Genomic DNA, 19,060 nt, shown 5'->3' with positions numbered 1-19,060 from the left:
ATTCACGAGCATTCAGCTCTGCGAACGCTGGACGCGTTCGTTGAACTCTGCCTGCGACCGCTTGATCGCGCCCCGCAGCCACGCGGCGAACTGCCGCTCTGTGGCACCGGGACCGCTGCGACGCATCGGGCGAAACAGCGAATAGCCTTCGCCCAGTTGACGCGCCGCGCGCATCGCGGGCACCAGCCTGCCGGAGGCCAGATAGCTGTCGGCGATCACGGGCATCGCCAGCACCATCCGCCGCCGGCGCAGGCCGCCTCGTACATGAGCTGGAGCGTTGGAAACACACGTTGCCTTAGCTGGCTCTGCCCCGCCTCGCCTTCGCCCGCGAACCAGCGCTCCCACAGACGCGAGGGTGATTGCACAGTAAGAAGCGGTTGGCTCGCAAGCTCCGCGGTCGACCAAAGCCTGCCTTCGACGCGCCGTGAGCAGGCCGCCGGGATCGCCACGGCATCGAACAGGCGCTCCGCCGTCAGGCCGGGCTGCGCCGCCATGCCGCCCCAGATCGCGAGTTGCGCCTCGCCCGAGCGCAACACATCGGGGTCACGTGACGGCAGGATTTCGACCTCGATCCCGAGCAGATCCTGCACTTCGGGCAGCCGCGGCGCGAGCCACGCTGCGGCTAGGCTATGCGATGTTGCGATGGTGAGGCGGCCCACTGCATCCGCGCTGACCTGCCCCGTCGCGCGCCGGATCGCATCGAGCGCAGGCTCGACCGCGGTCAGATAGCGCACGCCTGCCGCACTCAACCGCTGCGACTGACCGTTCCGGTCGAACAGACGCGTGCCGAGAAACGCCTCGAGCGCGGCGATGCGTCTGCTGACCGCTGACGGACTGAGTGCAAGCTCGCGCGCCACCGACCGGAAGCTTGCGCCGCCGGCCGCCGCGACGAAAATCTCGATCGCTTCGAGCGGAGGCGCCTGCCGCAACATGCGCGCACGGCTAGCGCCCCTGTGTCACGAGATTGTGACAACAGCTCCGGGACGTCCGGATTCGACGGCATAACGCGTCAGCGAGCGGCATTCGCTGTCCGGATCGACGAGGCTGTTCACCGCGCGCATGTCGATCATGAGGCGCGCGGGCGTGACGTCCAGCAAGGCGTAGCCGGCATGGGCGTTATCGAGAAACCGCACATGGGGATTGAGCGACCGCGCTCGTCCGAACAGCGCCTCCGGCCCATTGCGCGACGCGAGGCAACTGGTGACGATCTCGGTGGCGACCGTGGCCGACTCAGGCCGCGCGAAATCGCGTTTCACGTCGTTGATCCAGAAGGAATGGACGTCCCCGCCGAGCAGCACGGGGTTCCGCACTGCCGGCTGCGCAAGCGCGGCCAGCGCGCGTTCGCGGGCCGCGGCATAGCCGTCCCAGATATCCGAATAGGCCGCGTCCCGGCCCTGCGGAAGATAGAGGCGGGAGAACAGGGTCTGCTGGGCAACCAGCGTCCAGGCCGTGGATTCCCGGCGTAGCCCGCGCTGTAACCACGCCTCCTGCGCCGCGCCGAGCATCGAGGCACCCGGCATAGCGGCCTCCGCGCAGTTGCGGATAATCTGCCCCCCGCGCTGCCCCGCCGCGCAGGGTTGTGGCGTACGGTATTGACGGGTGTCGAGCATATGAACGCTCGCCAGCCGCCCCCATGCGAAGCGGCGATAGAGCCGCGCCTCCCCGCCCGGCAACAGGCGCGCGGGATCAAGCGGCATGTGCTCGAAATAGGCCTGGTAGGCAGCGGCGCGGCGTCGAGCAAAGGCGACAGGATCGATCGTAGCCACGCCTTCGCCCGCGACATAATCATTCTCCACCTCGTGATCGTCCCATGAGACGATGAAGGGCAGCCCGGCATGGGCGTCGGCCAGATCGCGGTCGCTGCGGTAGAGCGCATGGCGCGCGCGATACGCTTCCAGCGTGCGCGGCTCGGGCGCGTCGAATGCGCGCACGTCCGGTCCCGCGCCGAAAGACTTCTCATAGACATAGTCGCCGACCTGAAGCACCGCGTCGGGCCGCTGCGCAATCATGTCGCGATAGGCGGAAAACCACCCCTGCTCCCAATGCTGACACGAGGTGAGCGCAAGCCGCAACACGCGGGGATCCTGAGGAATCGTGGCGGTGCATCCGACCCGGCTGACCGCGTCGCCGAGATGGAAGCGATAGAAATAACGCCGCCCGGGGAGTAACCCCTGCAATCGCACGTGCACCGCGCCGGCACGCCCTTTCGCCCCGAGCGCGCGGCCCGTGCGCACGATCCGCCTGAACCCCTCGTCCTCCGCGACTTCCCAGGCGACCGCGACATCCTCCGCCACGCCGAGAATACGTGTCCAAAGCACGAAGCCGTCCGGTGCCGGATCCCCCGAAGCGACGCCGAGCGCGAACGGGTCGCGGGTTTGTCGTGGTCGGGCGTCACGAACTCGTGCGGTCGCCCCGGCATAGCTGAAACGCGCGGCGGCCGCCGCGATCGCCGCCATTGCAAGCAACCTCCGCCGATCGAGCATCAGAAGCGCACCGACAGGCGCGCGTAGTAGCTGCGGCCGTTGAGTCCCAGCGGCGTCTCCTCGCCGGTGGGAAAGCTGCCCCCGGTCGCGGCGATCGCGGTCGCCTGGTCGATAATCGTGTCCGGCCGCGCGTCGAACAGATTCTGGACACCGAGCTGAAAACGCAGCCCATCGGCAAAGGCGTAGCCGCCGGAGAGATCGGCCGATTCCTTTCCGCCGAACGTCTGCGCCCTGACCAGCGGCGCCGAGGTGTAGGTGCCGAACGCGGTGATGCCGGCGGTGATCTCGAACCGGAGATGCGTCAGGTTCGCCTGGACCGTGCCCTTGGCGCGCGGCTGCGCTTGGGTCAGGAACAGGATCGACTTGGTCGCGAGCAGCGGCAGCGCAGGCAGCACCGGGTTGGGACGCAGGGTGTCGAGGCGGTTGTCGAGCCAGCTATAGCCCGCTGCGACCGACAGCCGCGTCTGGGGACTCAGTGCACCCTGCCATCGCGCGGTCACCTCGACACCCTTGGTCGTGGTGTCGACTGCGTTGGTGAAGAACCGTACCTGGCTGAAGCCGGTGATGCCCGCATCCCGCAAGATCGCATTGACCGCGCCGCCGCCGAGTTGCTCGCTGAGCGCAATACGGTCACGGATGCGGATGTGGAAATAGTCGGCGGTGAAAGTGAACCCCTCGAACGGCCCGAACACCACACCGGCGGTCAAGTTGCGCGAGCGCTCCGGCTTGAGCGGTGCCGCACCGAGCGCGCGGGCGACCGGGTCGGACACCGGCAGCGTGGCGACATTGACCAGCACGCCGGCGCTCAGCGCACCCTGCACCGCGCTGTAGAACTGCTGCTGGAGCGACGGCGCCTTGAAGCCGGTCCCGAAGGTAGCACGTACTGCGACGCCGGGCGCGGCATCGAGCCTGCCGGTCGCGCGCCAGGTCATCTGCCCCCCGAAATCGTCATAACGATCGTAACGCAGCGCCCCCCCGATCAGCAGCGGCTGGACGGGACGCAGCTCGATGTCGAGGAAGCCAGCATAGGCGTCACGACCGGCATCGGTGGGGTTGCGCGGGTTGAAACCTGCAAAGCCGTCCGCGCCCGTCCCGGCATAGGCGAGCGGCTCGCCGTTCCGGATCGCATAGCTTTCATGCCGGTACTGCGCGCCTGCAGCGATATTGCCACCCGCCATTACCCCGTCGAGCGACAATGCCAGCACGAAGTCGGTCACATGCTGCTGATAGGTAACGCCCCCCGAATCGAAGCGCGACGGGCTGGCGAGCCCGAGCGACGCGTTGGCGGTATCGAACACCCGGAAATCCGCCTTGTTGTGACCGTAGGATTGGCTGAGATCGGCTTTGAGAGGGCCGAAACGCCCCCGGACGCCGATCGTGCCGCCCACATCCCAGATCGTCGGCTCGATGATCGGCAGGAAGCCGTTCGGATAAAGCGGCGAAAAGCCGGGAACGCGGAAGCCGGCGGCGTTGTTCGACACTTTGCGGGTGACGGTGCCGAACCCGTACAGCTTAAAATCGCCGACCGGCACGCCCGCATCGAGCGTTAGGCTCGCTATTGTGGCAAGTGGATCGCCGATGCGATAGGTGACGCGGCCGAACCGCTGGTCGGTAAATGCGCGGTTGGTTGGCTCCTGGTGACGGGCGAGCGCGGTCACGGTTAGATGGCCGCCTTTACCCAATCCGAAGCCGGCGCTGGCGGTCGCCATGCCGTTCAGCCCGTCGCCCTCTGCGGTAACGCCGCCGAGCACGCTGCCCGAGCCGCCGCGGGCATTGGACTTGAGAATGATGTTGACCACGCCTGCGATCGCATCCGATCCATATTGAGCGGCGGCGCCGTCACGCAGGATCTCGATCCTCTCGATCGCGCTTTCGGGGATGGTATCGAAGTCGACACCGGCTGCACCACGACCGATGCTGTTGTTGACGTTGAGTACCGCATTGGCGTGCCGGCGCTTGCCGTTGACCAGCACCAGGGTCTGATCGGGGGAAAGACCGCGCAGCGTGATCGGCCGGGTGTTGGCCGCACTCGCCGTGGTCGCTGCGCGAGCGAAATTAACCGAGGGCTGGAGGAAGTTGAGCGCGCGGCTGAGGTCGGGATAGCCGGTGCCCTCGATCGCCGAGTTGGTGACCACGTCCACCGGCGCGGACGATTCGATCGCCGCGCGACCCGCCGAGCGCGTGCCGGTGACGATGATTTCCTGGCCGGCCGCGGTATCGTTCGGCGCCTGCTGCGCCGTGGCCGACCCAGCCCACAATGTCGTTGTTACGAGGAAGATGGTCCGGATCACGCGCGCCCCCTGAATGTTGCGATCGCGCGGTCCCTACGGTGCTGAAGCATCGCCCGTTATCGCGAAAAGCGACGCAGCTGTTGCCCTACGCGCAACACCGCGACAGGTCATTCGACATAGAGGTGGGACGGAGAGGAACCGCCACTCACGGTAGGCAATGGTGCAGCCCCGAGGTGCGGAAGATAGTTCAAGCGGTGCTGACAAGAGGAGCGGCCCGAGTTTCGGTCTCGTCAGAATGTCGGCGATCGAATGAAATCACATAGAGTTGGTTGAACTAAGGTCAGGACGCATGGTCATAGCCAGAAGATGACGGTGGCAGCGAGCACGATGGCGGAGAAGAAGGCGGTTGGGCATCGATCGTAGCGGGGCGCAACCCGGCGCCAGTCCTTCATACGGCCGAACATGATCTCGATGCAGCACTGCTGGGAGGCCCATTTGATCTCAAAGTGATCCTGCGCGGTGGGATAAGAGGACGCGACCGAATTGCTCGGCATCTCTGGCGCATGTGCCTAGCGCTCATGATGACTGCGGCGGCGTTCTTCATGGTCAGGTCGAAGTATTCCCCGTCTGGGTCCGGCAGAGCGGTGCGCAATTCACATCCGTAATCATACTAGCCCTGTGCCCCTTATATTGGCTTGCCCGATTGCGCTTCGGAAAGTGGAACCCGGATCCGCAGACACCATGAACGATGGCGCTTCAATCATAAGCCAAGTCTGCGATATGCGATGACGTTTTCCCGGAGAAGGCCAGGCACGTCAGCAGTCGCCAACAGTCCCACCGATGTCCAGGGGATCAATCATGCAGCGTTCGCACAAAAAGATCTTTGTGGCCTCCGGCCTTCGCACCCCGTTCGGGCGCGGCGGCGGGGCGCTTGCCGATCATGACGCGATCAGCCTGTCGGTGCCGCTAGTGCAGGCCATGGCGGCAAAGACGCGTCCCGACCTGTTCGTCTGGGGCACGGTAATCCCGAGCCTCGGCTGGAGCAATATCGGGCGCGAGGTCTGGCTCGATGCGAAGCTCGACCCGACCGTTCCCACCTTCTCGGCGGTGCTCGCCCGTTCGACCAGCATGATCGCGGCGTTCGCCGCCGCCGGCATGCTCGGCGGCTCGGTCGATCTCGCGCTGGTCGGCGGCGCCCAGGTGATGAGCAATCCGCCGATCGGCCTGAAGCTCGACGCATCCAAGCGGATCGTGAAGCTGTTTCGTACCGACCCGCCCGCCGCCGCCGCTCTTCAGGCGCTGACCGCCGACGACCTGACCCTGCCGGTCAAGGGCTGGGCTAACCGCATTACAGGTCGCACGATGGGCGATCATATGGAAGAGACCTCGCAGCAATGGGGTATCACGCGCGAGGCGCAAAACGATTGGGCTTTGAAGAGCCATCAGCGCGCGGTTGCGGGCTGGGAGCGGGGCTTCTTCGACGATCTTGTCATTCCGCTTTCCGAGCTCGCGCGCGACGCCAATCCGCGTGCCGATAACTCGGCCGAGAAGCTTGCCGCCCTCCCGCCCGCCTTCGACAAGTCGGGCAAGGGGTCGCTGACCGCGGGCAACAGCTCGCCGATCACCGACGGCGCCGCAGCCTGCTGGGTCGCGACCGAGCAGGGGCTGGCCCGGCTTCCCGAGGGCACGCGCCATGCAGAGCTGGTCGATCACGAGATCGTAGCGGTCGACCACGGTGTCGATGGTCTGCTGATGGCGCCGAGCTTCGCGATCCCGCGGCTGCTCGCCCGGCACGGGCTGCGCTACGAGGATATCGCGCTGTGAGAGATCCACGAAGCGTTCGCCGCGCAGGTGCCGGCGAATGTCGCTGCGCTCCAAAATCCCGGCTGGACCCGCGAGCGCGCCGCCGTGGATTTCGAGTGCGGCCCCTTCCCCTGGGACCGGGTCAATCCGAATGGCGGATCGGTCGCGATCGGCGATACCTTCGCGGCAACCGGCGCCCGCGACCTCAGCCAGGCCGTCAAGGAATTGTGGGACATGCCCTCGGGATCACTGGCGATCGTCAGCGTATGCGCCGATGGATGCCATGGCACGGTGACGTTGCTGCGGCGGCCGTGATCCTGAAGCCATAGCTGGCAGGACGGCTCCTGCGCACGCAGCAGTCGGTCGGGGGAACTGCCCCGTCCATCTTCGATGCGCTGGAGCCGAATCCCGAGGGATTCAAAGGCTCGGGCAGCTGGATTCGAAGCGGCGCGTGGCGGCGCCAAACACCTGATGCCCGTCATCCCACCCCAACTACAAGACTCAGAATTCAGCTACTCCCGGCGAGGCGATAGACCAGACGCTCGATCGTCAGCAGGGTCAGTTTTTCGCGGTTCTGGATCTGCGAATAGAGCGCAAGCGATACAACGATCTCGCCACCATTGCGGCTCGGGGCCTGAGCGTCGATCCAGCCGTCGACAGCCGTCTGGATCGTGGCCCCGGTCGTGGCGCCAAGCTGTTGATCGGGGTAGAGCGCGATCGGCAGATAGGTCACCAGCGGCGCTTCACCCGTATCGGCCAGCAACTCATATCCGTAGCTTAGCGCCAGCGTCACCGGCTGCCCCACATAGCCCGTGGTACCGAACAGGGCCTGGAACGCCGCGGTCAATGCCGAGCCGAGGTCCGAACCGAGCGCGGTAATGTCGAACCGCATGTCCTCGCTGTTGATCGGCGTCACCGTGGAGGCGGCGCTGACCTGGTCTGTCGAAAGGACGAAATCGGGATTGGTCGTGAAGTCGGCCGACAGATTCTGGTTGCGCGTGACCATCAGCGATGCGGTGGCGTTCTGATAGGCCGCCATCGCGATATCGTGCCAGAGCAACGTCACATCGGCGTAGCTTCCCGCCGGCACCTGCCGCTCGAGCGTGTAGCGGCTCTCGGTCGACGAGATCGCGCTCCGGCTAGTATTGACGGGCACGCCGTCGACCGTGCGGAAGACGAGCTCGGGCCACTCGCCGGACGGTCCCGGACCGGCACTGCCGCACGTCACACGGACATCGCTCACCGCCACCGGACCGCCGATCTCCTGCACATAGTCGAGCTCGATTCCGAAGTCATAGACAGCCGGCAACAGGCCCGGCGGCACATCTTCCGCAGCGGAAGCCGCCATCAGCCGCAGCTGTTCGAGATCGGGCCAATGCGCCTGCCAGGCCGTAGCGATCGTGGCGGCCAGACTCGCGAAGCTCGCCGCGGCGTTCGCCGCGGTCTGCGCATCGCCCTTGGTGGGATCGGCATAGAAGCTGAGCATGTCCCACAGCCCCGTCCCCACGGCGCTGTACGAGATCAGGGCGGTCGCCAGCGCGTCGCTCGCTTCGGCCAGCTTGGCCGCCCCCCCCGGCGGCTGGTTGAAGCGCACCTCGAGATGCACGTCGTCCTGGCTCGCATGTTCGTGCGAATAGCGCAGCCCATAGGTCCACAGCGCCGCCTCGGCGAGCGTGGTCACCGGGTCCTTACCCACCATCTGTCCCCGCAATGTCGGCAATTGCGGGAAGGCGCGAAGGGGGATCGGCACCTGGACACTGCCCAGGCTGGTCGTGGTGCCCTGCGGCATCGTCGCAGGCGTCAGCACCGGTGTGAAGGCAAGCCAGTCCGACGCGTCGTAGGTGGTCGCCACATCGACGGTGATCGGATCGATGTCGAACTCCAGATTGCTGAAGGCATAGTCGAGATCGAGCGCGATCTCCTGCGCATGCGCCGGATCGTTCAGAGTGAGCAGGAAGCTGACATAGTCGCTCGCCGCATCGAGCCGGGTCTTGGCCGCGGTGATCGCATAATGCATTCCGGCCGAACTCTCGTCGTCCTGCCGCCCGACGGCATTGCCGAGCAGGCGCGCCGGAGACGGCGGGCTTTCGCCGGTCCAGGCCGAGCTGCAGGTCGAGACATATTGCAGGATTGTCGAGACCGAATAGCCCTGAGCAAGGCTGACCGACAACGCCTGGCGAAGCTGGGCCGCGGCGGCGCGGATGGCGGAACTCAGGCCGGGATCGGTCTGCTCGAAGACCGGCGCGATGCCATTGGCGACAGCGGAGGCCAGTACGCGCTTGCTCGCGATCACCGAAAGCAGCGACGCCCGCACCGCGGCATCGGCATAGAGCGGACCGGCATATTGCGCCGAAAGGTACTGATCGACGTCCTGGAGGATACGCTGGGCGATCGGCTCGACATCGATGCCAATGAGATCGGAACGCGGCGTATCGTGCTCGAGCGTGCCGTCGGGATTGAGGGACGGCAGCTGGATCCCCTGCAGTGACACCAGTCGCCCGTAGAGCGGCCGCAAGGCGAAATAGCGGGGCCATTTGCCACCCTGCCCCCCCGGCGGATCGAACACACCTTCCACGTCGAGCGTCGAGATTCCCGAAGCATCGAAGGGCAGGAACCACAATTCGTCGGTCGCGCCGGCCACTCGGCCGGTCACCAGGCGCAGGGTCGGGAACAGCTGCGCGAGCAGCGTCCCGAAACTGTCCTGATCCATACCCTTGCCGCCACCTGCCCCCGACGAGGAGACGGGCGCACCGATACGGCTGGTGAAGGTCTCGACATCGCTCCCCGCTGCAAAGGCCGGGTCGATCCGCGAAGGCGGACGCGCAAGGGTGAGTGCGACCTGCAGCGGCACGACCGGATCGGCGAACGGCCCGGCCGCGGCGGGGACCGACACGGCCATCGTCAATGGCACCGGCGGCAGAAGCGCGAGCGCGCCGGCGGCGAGGAACGCAAGGTCGCCATTGATCTGGGCGAGCTGCGCCACATCGATCTGTGCGCCCGCCGCCGCCATCCGCGCGAGCAGCGCTGTGATGCTGTCCTGCGGCGCCGTATCGACCGTCACCGGGTTCGGCCCGGGGCCGCTCACCGTCACGCCGGACTTGAGCAACCCTTTGAGCCCGGCATTGGCGGCGAGAAAGGCAGCGTCGTCGATGCCGAACGCCGCTGCTGCCTGGACGGGCGAAAGCGCGGTGCCTGCCGCTCCGGGCATTACCGCGGGCGGGCAGGACAGCAATGCCCCCTGGGCAAGCAACCCTGTCTGTGGCCCGATCGAGGTCATGAGGATGGCGAGGGTGACATCGCTCGACTTCGCCTGAAGGCGCGCGAGCACCGAGCCGATCGAGTCGCCCGCCTGAGTGGTCGTATCGTAGCTGTTGCCGCCCGCGCTGACCGTCACCGTCTGACCCGGCACGAACAGGCCCGGCATATATTCGTTGTCGAGTCCCAGCTGGTCGAGCCCGTTGCTGGGATAGGCGAAGCGGCCAGCGATCCCGGTCAGCGTATCGGAGGCCTGTACCGGGCACGGAATGCGCAGCGAGGCCGCGTCTTGAGGCAGTGCGAGCATGCCCGGGATGGTCAGCGCCTCTCCCTCGGGCAAGGTCGGCTGTGGCGTCTGCTGCGCGAGCGCATCGAACAGAAGTGCCGGCGTCGTCCCGTACTGATTGCAGAATTCGGCCAGTGTCGTGGTGCTCGATTCCTGCGCCGCAGGGCTGCCCGGGAAGTCGCCGAGATAGACCAGCGCACCGGTGTCGAAGATGTTGACGGTGGCGGCGTTGAGCGAAGCCAAATCCGCGACCGCGGCGCCGCTGCCGTTGCTCGCCAATGTCTCATAGGGTTCGCCGATTGTCGGGAGCGGCACCAGATAGCGCTTGGCGACCATCGTGCTGCCCGCCACCAGCGTGCCGGTCTGGTCGGCGAGTTGCGCGCCGACGTCGCCGACGAACACGATCACCCCCTGCCCCGCAAAGGCCGCGACGATGTCGTCGAAGCTGCGCACGCCGGCGGTGCCCGGCGCCGCGGTGGTGACGGTCAGTCCATCGAAGATGAGAGTGACCCCGCCCGCCAGGATGTCGGTGGCGGCGTGGTTGTCCTCGGCCAGCAGCGGCGCGGTGCTGCCCGCCTGCCCGGCGATCGTTCCGAGTGACGGCACCGGATCGGACGGCGGCACGGGAACCGACCGGTCGCGGATCGCAAGCAAACTGCCGGGGCGCAGCGGCAGGTGATCGGCATTTTGCGGCAGCGCGAGCAGCCCCGAACCGGATGCGGGCTGGGGCCAGCCCGGCCGGACGACAGCCTGGATCGCGTTGGCGGTCTGGTTCTCGGCGAAGGGCACTTGCGCGGGGATCGTCAGCACCTGGCCGCCGAGAATGTCATAGGCACGTGCGTTGACCTGCGCCGCCGCCAGCACGTCGCTGCCGATCCCATAGGTCTGGGTCAACGCGCCGATCGTCTGCGCGCCGGCCGCCAGCGGACGCTCCGGCTGAAGCCCGGCCACCGCGCGCGCATAAAGCAGACTCGCTGCGGCAAACCGCCAGAGCGCGGGCAATTGCGTAGACAGATCGACCGGCTGGGGTCGTCCAGCGTTCGTGCCGCTCGCCTGGGTGTAGAGGGTCGATGCGAACGCCAGCGTGAGCGATGGCTGCGAGAGCTGATAATAGACCGTCTCATAGGTCGCGGCCTGATTCTCCGCCGCCGCCACCGCGCTTTCAGCCGGGCCGCTCAAGGCGGGCATGAGCACCCCGGCCTGGCTTGCGAAAGTGACCCCAATGGCGACGGTCCCGGTGACGGAACCCGTTGCCAGCCCAAAGCCGGTCGCCAGCGCGGGCCATGTCTCAAAGGGCACGAGCACGTCGGTATAGCCGATCGGGAGGTCGATCGACTTGGCCTGATCCTGCGCTGTCGCGTTCCCGAAGATATCGAGAAAACCGACCTTGAGCGTTGCTTCGGCAAGCGTGCTTCCGGCGTTGATCCCGCGATAGGGGTCCGCGGCCGGGAGCGGCAGCCCCGACACGGCGGGCGCGCTCGAAACCGGCCCCATCTGCGCGACGGGGAATGCCTGGCTGTAGCTCCAGCGCGTCGGCTCCGGATCCTCATAGAGCGCGCCGCGCGCCCGCGCCCGGCGGGCGAGCCGCTGGCGCGCCGCCGCAGTCAATTCCGGATCGTCCTTCGCTTCGGGGGTGACCGGCATACCGGGCCGGTCCGCGTAGAAGGTCGCACCGGGCTGGCCGACGCCGAAACTTGCCATCGAGAAGAGCTGCAGCGTCCGATCGGCAGCCGTAGCCGGATCGGTCGGCGCCATCGGGATCACCATGCTCATGCCCGCATTGCCCGGCGGCACTGTGGCGATGCGCGTCATGTCGCTGCCGTCGGCGGCTTCGAGATAGACGGTCGAGGCCGAGGCATCGAGGCCGGGGCCGATCAGCGCGCAGGTGTTGAATGGGAGAAGCGACCGCCCCGCCGGCGCCGATCCCTGTTGCGCGCCGGCGATGACGAGGAAGTAGATCAGCGCCTCGCCATTGCCGGTGAAGATCGTCGCCGGAAGCCCGCCGCCGCTGGCGTCCTGCAGCGTCAGATAATAGCCGGCTCCGCCCACCGAGACGCCTTCCCAGAGCAGCTTGAGGAACCCCGGTATGTCGTCGAGCGCGGCTGCATAGACCGGCTGGGCGTCACGCGGCGCAGTTGCCTGGGCGCGGAGCTGCGGATGCACGTCCGCCAGTCCCGGCACCGTCTGGGTGGAAAGGTTGGTCTTCACGATCGCCGACACCGGATCGTCGAGCGCGACCTGGGCGAGGCCCTGGATATTGGCGGCCGCGGGATCGGGCGAGACGAACAGCGAAAGCGTTGGCGCAGGGCTGTCATTCTCCGCGAGATATTGCCACAGGTGCAGCAGCGTCTGACGCTGGACATCGTCGGTGCCGAGCAGCTGGTAGAGCGTCCGCGAGCCCGGCAGGGTCTTGACCTTGGCCGAGAACAACGTGCCGTAGCTCGACGAGAGCAGCGTCTCGGGCTCGCTGCCCGCCACCCCTTCCGGCGCCGACTTGACGAGCTCATAGGGCGTCGATGCGCCGGCAAGCGCAAGTGCCTGCACGGTCGCCGAGAAGGGCCAGAGGCTGGGGTTGCCGGTCTTGGGGGCGGTGCCCGTGGCAGGAATGGCGAGCGGTGAGGTCACCTGCAGCTCGATCCGGTTCGAAAGGCCGTGGGTCACCGGCACCTCGGCCGTAAGCGGCAGCGCAGCCGGGCCGGCGAACGGTGCAATGGTCATCGCCGCCGCAGGATACTGGTTGCCCAGTTCGGTCTGCGTGTAGGTGAAATCGAGCTGCGAAACGCTGTCGAGCTGAAGGATCGCACCCGCCTTCGGCGCTGCTGCGGCGTTGCGCGTCAGGCGGCGATTGCTCGACAGCGCGGCGGACGCCCGGGCGGCGAGCGCGTCGCGGCTCTCGCCCGTATCGGCGGAGGTGCTGTCGACGAGCCCGATCCAGCCATAGCCCGTGTCGAGCGTTGCGGCGATCGTGATCGCCGGGGTGGTGCCGGTACCCGGTGGCGGCCCGGTGAACTGCTGGCCCGCAAGCGCAGCCATCGCCGTCATCGGGCCAGTCGCACGCGGCGGATCGCCATTTTTTTCCGCAACCGGTGCAGGCAGACGCAGCCCGGCCATGAGCTGGCGGCTGCTCTGCGCGCTGATGTCGGTGAAGCTCTTGCCGGCGAGGATCAGCGGAACAAGGACGTCGACTTCGACGACCGGCACGTCGGTAACCACCCAGGCGGGCTCGTCGTCGGCAAGTACCGGCACCAGATCGTCCGTGGCCAGTTGTCCGGCAAGTTCGGCGATGTCCAGCGCGAGCGCCTGCGACACCGAATTGAAGCTGGGATAGACATTGGTGTCGAGCGTGAACCCGTCGATACCCAGCGCTGCGTGGACCGCGAGCAGATCGGGTGCGGTGGCAATCCAGCCGATCAGTCCGGCGACGTCGGGCGTCCCCTGCCCGCCGAAAATGTAGCTGCGGCGGGCAAGATGATCGAGGCTTTCGCCCGGCAGAATCGTCACGACGGTGGGAACCAGCGCGGGCGCCGCGGCGCCGCCCGATCCTGCAGTGAAGGCGGCGACCATCGCATCGCGATAGGTGGCCCAGCCCGGCACCGTCGCGGCCGTCCCGGACGCGTAGTTCTGCGCGAGATCGGCCATGGCGGCGATGGCGTTGACGCTGTCGCCGACCTGGCTGGTATAATTGGCCTGGGCCGGTTCGGTGAGATCGCCGAGCGCGACCGGCAGCTTCAGCCCTATCCCCGGCGCGATCGGATCGCCGGGCTGCTGATCGCTCAGGGCCTGCGCATTCCAGTGCAGGATCAGATCGACATACCATTGCCGGTCGGGCAGCGTGCGCGTCTCCTGGAAGCGCGCGAAGAAGAAGGAGGCGGACTGGAGCGCGCTGAACCCGGCGGGCGCGGTATAGTGCGTCGCCGGCGCAGTGAAGACCGCATCGGTACGCAGCAAGGCCGGATTGACGGCAAGCGTCGGGTCGGACAGCAGGCTGGTCGGACCGGCCAGGCCGAAGCTGGTCGCGATCCCCGACAGCGTATCCCCGGCGCGGACCTGATAGGCGATGTGATCGACGGTGTATCGACCGGGCACCAGCGTGCGATCGGCATTGTCGAGCGCGATCGCTTCAGGCGCCACGCCCAGAACGATGTCGATTTCCGTTCCAGCCGCAGTCGTGCTCAAAAGCGTGGCCAGACCGTCGTTGAGATAGAGCAGATCCTCCGTGGTCACGCCGAGCGCCAGCGCCACCGAATCCAAGGTATCGCCGTCGCGCACGGCATAGGGGACATCGGTGCTCGTAAAGGTGCCGGCGATCGCATCGAGGCTGGTCACCGCCGCGGGGCGCACGTCCCAGCGTGCAAGCTGCTTCTGCGCCTCATCCACGGCCGAGCGCGTCAGCATCAGGCACCAGTCCGAGAACATGTGGCTGGCGAAGGATACCGTGGCTGCCGCCTCGTTCGGCCCGGCGCTGGATTGCGCCGCGGTCGGGGTGAAGCGCTGCTGATAGGCGGCGACGTCGGCGATATAGTCCGGGCCGATCATGTTGAAGGTGGCGAGATCGACCGAACCCGACACGTCGCCGCTCCACGCAAAGCCGAACACCGGCGGCACGGCCACCGGCATCGCGCTCAGATCGGAGGACTGTCGGTCCGGCTGGCCGCCAACCGTCAGGCGGACATTCGTTTCGAGGAAGCTGTCGAGCGTGGAGAAGGTGAAGGCCGTGCGCGTCGCGGGGTCGCCCGCCGCCATCTCATCCGCGAGATAGGAAAGCTGCCCGGCGGTCACGTCGGCTTCCGCGGTGCCGCCCTTGGGATTGGTTACCGCATAGATTGCCCAGCGCAGGAACGTCTCGATCAGCTCGGCCGCGGGCATCTCGTCCACACTCTCGGCATGCGCGCTGGTGTCGGTGTGGCGCCGATAGCTGTCCGCGATGCTTTCCGGATCGGTGACGGTCCCGGTCTCGGCCCAGAGTTGCATGACGATCTTGTAGGACGGGGTCGTCGCTGCAGGTGCCGACGACCAGCCGAGCGCGACATCGTCGCAGCTGAAGGCCGGGAGCAGGATCAGCGGGATCTGGCGCGGAGAATCCTCGCCGAAGACCTTGAAATCGGGATCCCAGTTGAGCGTCTCGCCAACGCCCTGCACGGCTGCCATCCGCGTGCCGGTCCTGCCGCGCCGGTCCCTGGCCCTGTCCATCATCAGGCTGCGCGGTGTCGCCGGCGCGGGGATCAGGCCCGCCTCATGCAGTTTGCGCAGATGCGCGCTGCGCAGCACCGCCCTGCGCACATCGCGGCGGGCGCGGTTCAAGCGATAGAGGCTGGCGGACGAGCCCGGCGACGCGACGGTCCCGCGCGGCGCGGTCAGACTCTGCCCCTGGTTGCCTGCGCTGTTCGCCGGCGCCAGGATCCACGGCGTGGTCGACTTGCTGCCGATGGTGAAGTCGAACGACACCGTCACGTGGAAGCTGAAATGGATCCTGATGAAGAGGATCTTCACTGTCGCGCGCGCAGTGACGTCGACCTCCATCTCGACCAGGGTCGGCTGGTGCGATTCGAGCGTGAGCGTCACCGTCGCCGACGCCTCCAGCGTCACGTTCACCTTGATGACGACGAAATCGACCTGGCCGTAGATCTTGCCGTGAAGCCCGGCGATGCCGCGCACCCAATAATAGAGTGCCGTGTCCGCGCCGGCGTTGCTCGGCAGGAAGCGCGCGAAAACACCCTCGAAGATGACCTGCAGTTCGATGAACGCGCCTGCGCTCAGTACGCCGACGCTGAAATCCTTGCCCACACCGACGGCGAGACCGATGCCGAGTTCGATAACCGGCGCAAAGAAGCCGTTGGTAATCGCCGGCACCCGGCTGGAGCTGTTACCGTCGAGAAGCCCGAAATAGATGCCGCCGCGGCCGATGAAGGGGAACACCTCGACACTGAACGATCGGGTGAAATCGCGATTATAGGGAAAGCCCAGATCGACCTTGAAATTGCCGTTGGTGTAAACTTCGACCACCACGACGCCGAGGGTGATCGACACCTCGCCGAATTCGAGATGGCGGAACGCTTCGGGCAGTTGCAGTTCGACGCGGAACATGCCGAGCGAGTCGGTGATCTTCTTGTAGAGAATCTCGAAGTAGAGGCCGGCAAGCGAGCCAGCATCCGGCCCGCCGAGCGAGATCGACAGGCCGTACAACCGCGGATCGTTGAAGATCAGCCCCAGGTCGATCACCCCGGCGATACCGATATCGAGCCCGATCAACCATTGGCTGTCGGCGTCGAAGGATACGCCGTTCGCGCCCGGCTGCCCGATCGGCGACTGATCGGGCGATACCGGCTTCATCGCATGCTCCATCTGCAGGAGCACGGCGCGGACAGTATCCAGACCCTCGATATTGTTGACCTTCACATGCTGGCCGAACGCCAGGTAGCGCAGGTCGATCACGGCAGTGTTGGCCGGCACCAGATCGGGCGGACTGTCGTTGATCACGTCCCAGTCGAGCGCATCGTCACCGGTATAGTCCTGGCCCAGCGCGGCGCCCTCCAGGATCAGGTTGACGCTGCCTTCGCCCTGCTTGCGACTGTATTTCACGCCGATCTTGTCGACACGGAAGATCGTCAGATCGACGTTCACGTCATAAGTCAGCGCGATCGTCTGCTCCGTAGGGTCGAGCGTGAGCGCGAAACGCGACAGATCGACCTGATTGAGCAGATCCCAGGGCGGGGGCAAATGATAGCCGAGCGTCGGAGCGGCAAGGTTGACGAGATATTCGAGAATCTCTCCGAGCGTGATCGAGCTCAGCTGGAGCGTGATGATCTGATGGCGCCCCTCACCTTCGCCGATCCAGGCGGTCTGGGCCTGCAGGTAATTGTCACCGAACAGGACGCGGAAGGTATAGGTCGGGAACTCGACGCCGATATCGCGCGAGGCGTAGAGACCGAACCGGTTGATATCGAAGCTGCCCGCCAGATAGCCGGTCGGGCTCGTGTTGCTGTCCGGACGCGAGATCGCGGCAGAAGCCCGCGCCGAAACCGTCAGCGGCGTGCCGAATGGCGCGAACTGCCAACGTGCCAGGATCGATCCCTCGACACTGTAGGACTTGCTCGTCGACCCGAACGAGATCGCCATCGTCTCGACGTTCAGCGTCGGGAGATTGTCCGGCGGGTTATCGGTCAGCAGATTCGCGACCAGCGTCACCAGCTCGAGCGGCGCGTTCTGGTTCAACACCCCCCGGAAGGTCCATTCACTACCGCGGCCCGAAGGCGGGTAGCTGGCGCTGACGGTGAATTGCGGCTGCGCTACGCCGCTGCCCCCGCCTGTCAGCTGCAGCGTGCCCGCAATCGACCCGCCCACCGCGGCCTGCCGCACATCGATGTTGAAGCGCAGTCCGATCAGGTCGAGGCTCACCGAGTTGGTGAACGGGATCGACCAGTTCATCGCAACGACGGCTTCGGCCTGGAAGGTCAGGCGAAGCGGATCGGCCAGGAATGAAAACGCGGTGATCCGCATATCGTCCGGCGTCGGCGGACCGGGGTTGCCGAAGAACTGGTTGAAGGCATAGCCGATCGGGATCTGGTCATTGGTGCGCAGCCGCCCTTCCAGCATGAAGGAAGGGATGTAGCCCGCCAGGTCCACGGTGAAGCTGTCCACCTCGTTCGGCCCGTCGACCGGGTCCTCGTCCGCCGCGAGCACCGTCACCGCACGCGCATCGCCCATCGCCGGATTCGGCCCCGACAGCAGGGGCAGGTTCCGACCCGAGGGCCGCACCGCAGCCTCCCCGTCCGGAACGCCGACATTGAGCCCGCCAAACACGGTTCCGAAGGTGAACATCTCGGGCTTGTTGTCCGCGCCGATCATCCAGCCGATATCCCAGCGCATGCCCGTGTCGATCACGCGCACAAAGGGAATGGGCGGGTTCCAGACCCGATCGGACTTGAGCGTCACGCCGATATGCGAGACGTCGAAGGCGAGCGCACCGAGTCCGTCCAGAAGGCTGCCCTGATAGGCCGGCAGCCAGATTTCGATGGACGAGAGGTAGAAGGCGTTGAAGGTATCGAGCGTGTCGGGGGAGATGAGCTGCTCGACTGTCAGCCCGAGCAGCGCCGCGACATTCTCGATCTGGTCGCCGATGCGGATCGTATCCGGATCGGCTTCGACCAGCAGCCGCCAGGTCGACTGCACCGTCATGATCGCAACGATCAGGCGCAGCCGGTGATCTGCATCGAACTGCACCACGCCGGCCAGGCTGAGGATCGAGACGGCGGTATAGCCGTAATTGTCGGCATCGAACCCGGTCTGGATCTCGATCTCGAAGCCCAGGTCGAACAGGGTCGTGTCGCCGAACGGCAGCGTGCTGCCGCCGACGGTCGCCAGCATCTCCAGATCGGGGGGCAGGTCGTAGCTGGCGGGCAAGGTCAGCGTGCCGCTCGCCGCCAGCGGCCAGCGGCCCGGGAACAAACCGGCATAGGCGGGCAAGGCAAAGACCCCCGACTGGGGCAGGCTGCCGGAAAGCGTGGCGCTGGCGCCGGCAACCGAGGTGGCGGTGAGCGCCGCGTCGAGCAGCGGCAGACCGATCAGAAAGGACGGTGCCAGCTCGACCGTCTGCCCGTCCTGTGCGATCTGCTGGCAGTCGGGCAGGTTGGCGAAGGTATCGGAAAAATGCCAGTTCTGCGGCGGTGGCAGCAAGCTCAGCGTGAACACCGCATTGCCGCTCTGGTCGAGCGTCACGGTGAGCGTCACGCCCACATCGACCATATGGCTGCCCGCCGCCTCCGCGCCCGGCAAACCGTATCGGGCGGTGCCGCGTAGCAGCACCTGATTGACCGGCTGGGTCAGGACCGCATTGGCCACGACGAAATGCGTCTTGAGCTGCAGCAGGTCGAGCGCCGCAGTCATCGAAGCAAGCGTTCCGGTGGCGGCAGTCACCAGATCGATCGAGTCATCGACGATGTCGCCGCGCAGTGCCTGAAAGATCTGGTCGAGCGTCATGGCGCGCCCCCTCGCGATCGAAGCCC

General features: G+C 66.5%; 7 protein-coding genes and 1 pseudogene. 2 read left to right on the top strand and 6 right to left on the bottom strand.

The window, feature by feature from the left end; genetic code table 11:
• Nucleotides 1–12 precede the first annotated feature (12 nt).
• The 5 genes and pseudogenes from BDW16_RS10415 to BDW16_RS10395 form a co-directional block, all read right to left on the bottom strand.
• A complete protein-coding gene (locus BDW16_RS10415) occupies nucleotides 13–225 on the bottom strand; it encodes a hypothetical protein (protein WP_125958772.1) in 213 nt (70 codons plus the stop codon).
• Nucleotides 216–929, bottom strand: coding sequence for a LysR family transcriptional regulator (locus BDW16_RS10410; protein ID WP_169803340.1), 714 nt, complete (start codon nucleotides 927–929; stop codon nucleotides 216–218). Before BDW16_RS10410 ends, BDW16_RS10415 begins: the two co-directional genes overlap by 10 nt.
• 27 nt (nucleotides 930–956) lie before the next feature.
• Nucleotides 957–2,456, bottom strand: coding sequence for an alkaline phosphatase D family protein (locus BDW16_RS10405; protein WP_066581555.1), 1,500 nt, complete (start codon nucleotides 2,454–2,456; stop codon nucleotides 957–959).
• 26 nt (nucleotides 2,457–2,482) lie between these two features.
• Nucleotides 2,483–4,774, bottom strand: a complete 2,292-nt coding sequence (locus BDW16_RS10400) for a TonB-dependent receptor plug domain-containing protein (protein ID WP_083954464.1) — start codon at nucleotides 4,772–4,774, stop codon at nucleotides 2,483–2,485.
• Nucleotides 4,775–5,067: 293 nt separating this feature from the next.
• A pseudogene (locus BDW16_RS10395) lies at nucleotides 5,068–5,187 on the bottom strand (IS5 family transposase); the annotation flags it as partial.
• Nucleotides 5,188–5,572: 385 nt separating this feature from the next.
• On the opposite strand from BDW16_RS10395, the gene BDW16_RS10390 reads away from it, so the two are divergent.
• Complete coding sequence (locus tag BDW16_RS10390) at nucleotides 5,573–6,538, top strand: thiolase family protein (protein WP_241230436.1); 966 nt, start codon at nucleotides 5,573–5,575, stop codon at nucleotides 6,536–6,538.
• 3 nt (nucleotides 6,539–6,541) lie between these two features.
• The gene (locus BDW16_RS21640) at nucleotides 6,542–6,832 is read left to right on the top strand and encodes a hypothetical protein (RefSeq protein WP_255265783.1); all 291 of its coding nucleotides are present in this window, start codon (nucleotides 6,542–6,544) and stop codon (nucleotides 6,830–6,832) included.
• 193 nt (nucleotides 6,833–7,025) lie between these two features.
• Here the strand turns inward: BDW16_RS21640 and BDW16_RS10385 are convergent, their stop codons facing one another.
• The gene (locus tag BDW16_RS10385; RefSeq protein WP_066581562.1) at nucleotides 7,026–19,034 is read right to left on the bottom strand and encodes a LysM peptidoglycan-binding domain-containing protein; all 12,009 of its coding nucleotides are present in this window, start codon (nucleotides 19,032–19,034) and stop codon (nucleotides 7,026–7,028) included.
• Nucleotides 19,035–19,060: the final 26 nt, after the last annotated feature.

This window comes from Sphingomonas koreensis, from assembly GCF_002797435.1.
Taxonomy (GTDB): Bacteria; Pseudomonadota; Alphaproteobacteria; order Sphingomonadales; family Sphingomonadaceae; genus Sphingomonas; species Sphingomonas koreensis.
Note: the sequence above shows the minus strand (reverse complement) of the source record. Positions and strands in the feature narration are given on the sequence as shown.

What these genes read in the sequence shown, in the direction of transcription:
- BDW16_RS10415 (WP_125958772.1), bottom strand. Translation starts at nt 225, where the DNA reads ATGCCCGTGATCGCCGACAGCTATCTGGCCTCCGGCAGGCTGGTGCCC.
- BDW16_RS10405 (WP_066581555.1), bottom strand. Translation starts at nt 2,456, where the DNA reads ATGGCGGCGATCGCGGCGGCCGCCGCGCGTTTCAGCTATGCCGGGGCG.
- BDW16_RS10390 (WP_241230436.1), top strand. Translation starts at nt 5,573, where the DNA reads ATGCAGCGTTCGCACAAAAAGATCTTTGTGGCCTCCGGCCTTCGCACC.
- BDW16_RS10385 (WP_066581562.1), bottom strand. Translation starts at nt 19,034, where the DNA reads ATGACGCTCGACCAGATCTTTCAGGCACTGCGCGGCGACATCGTCGAT.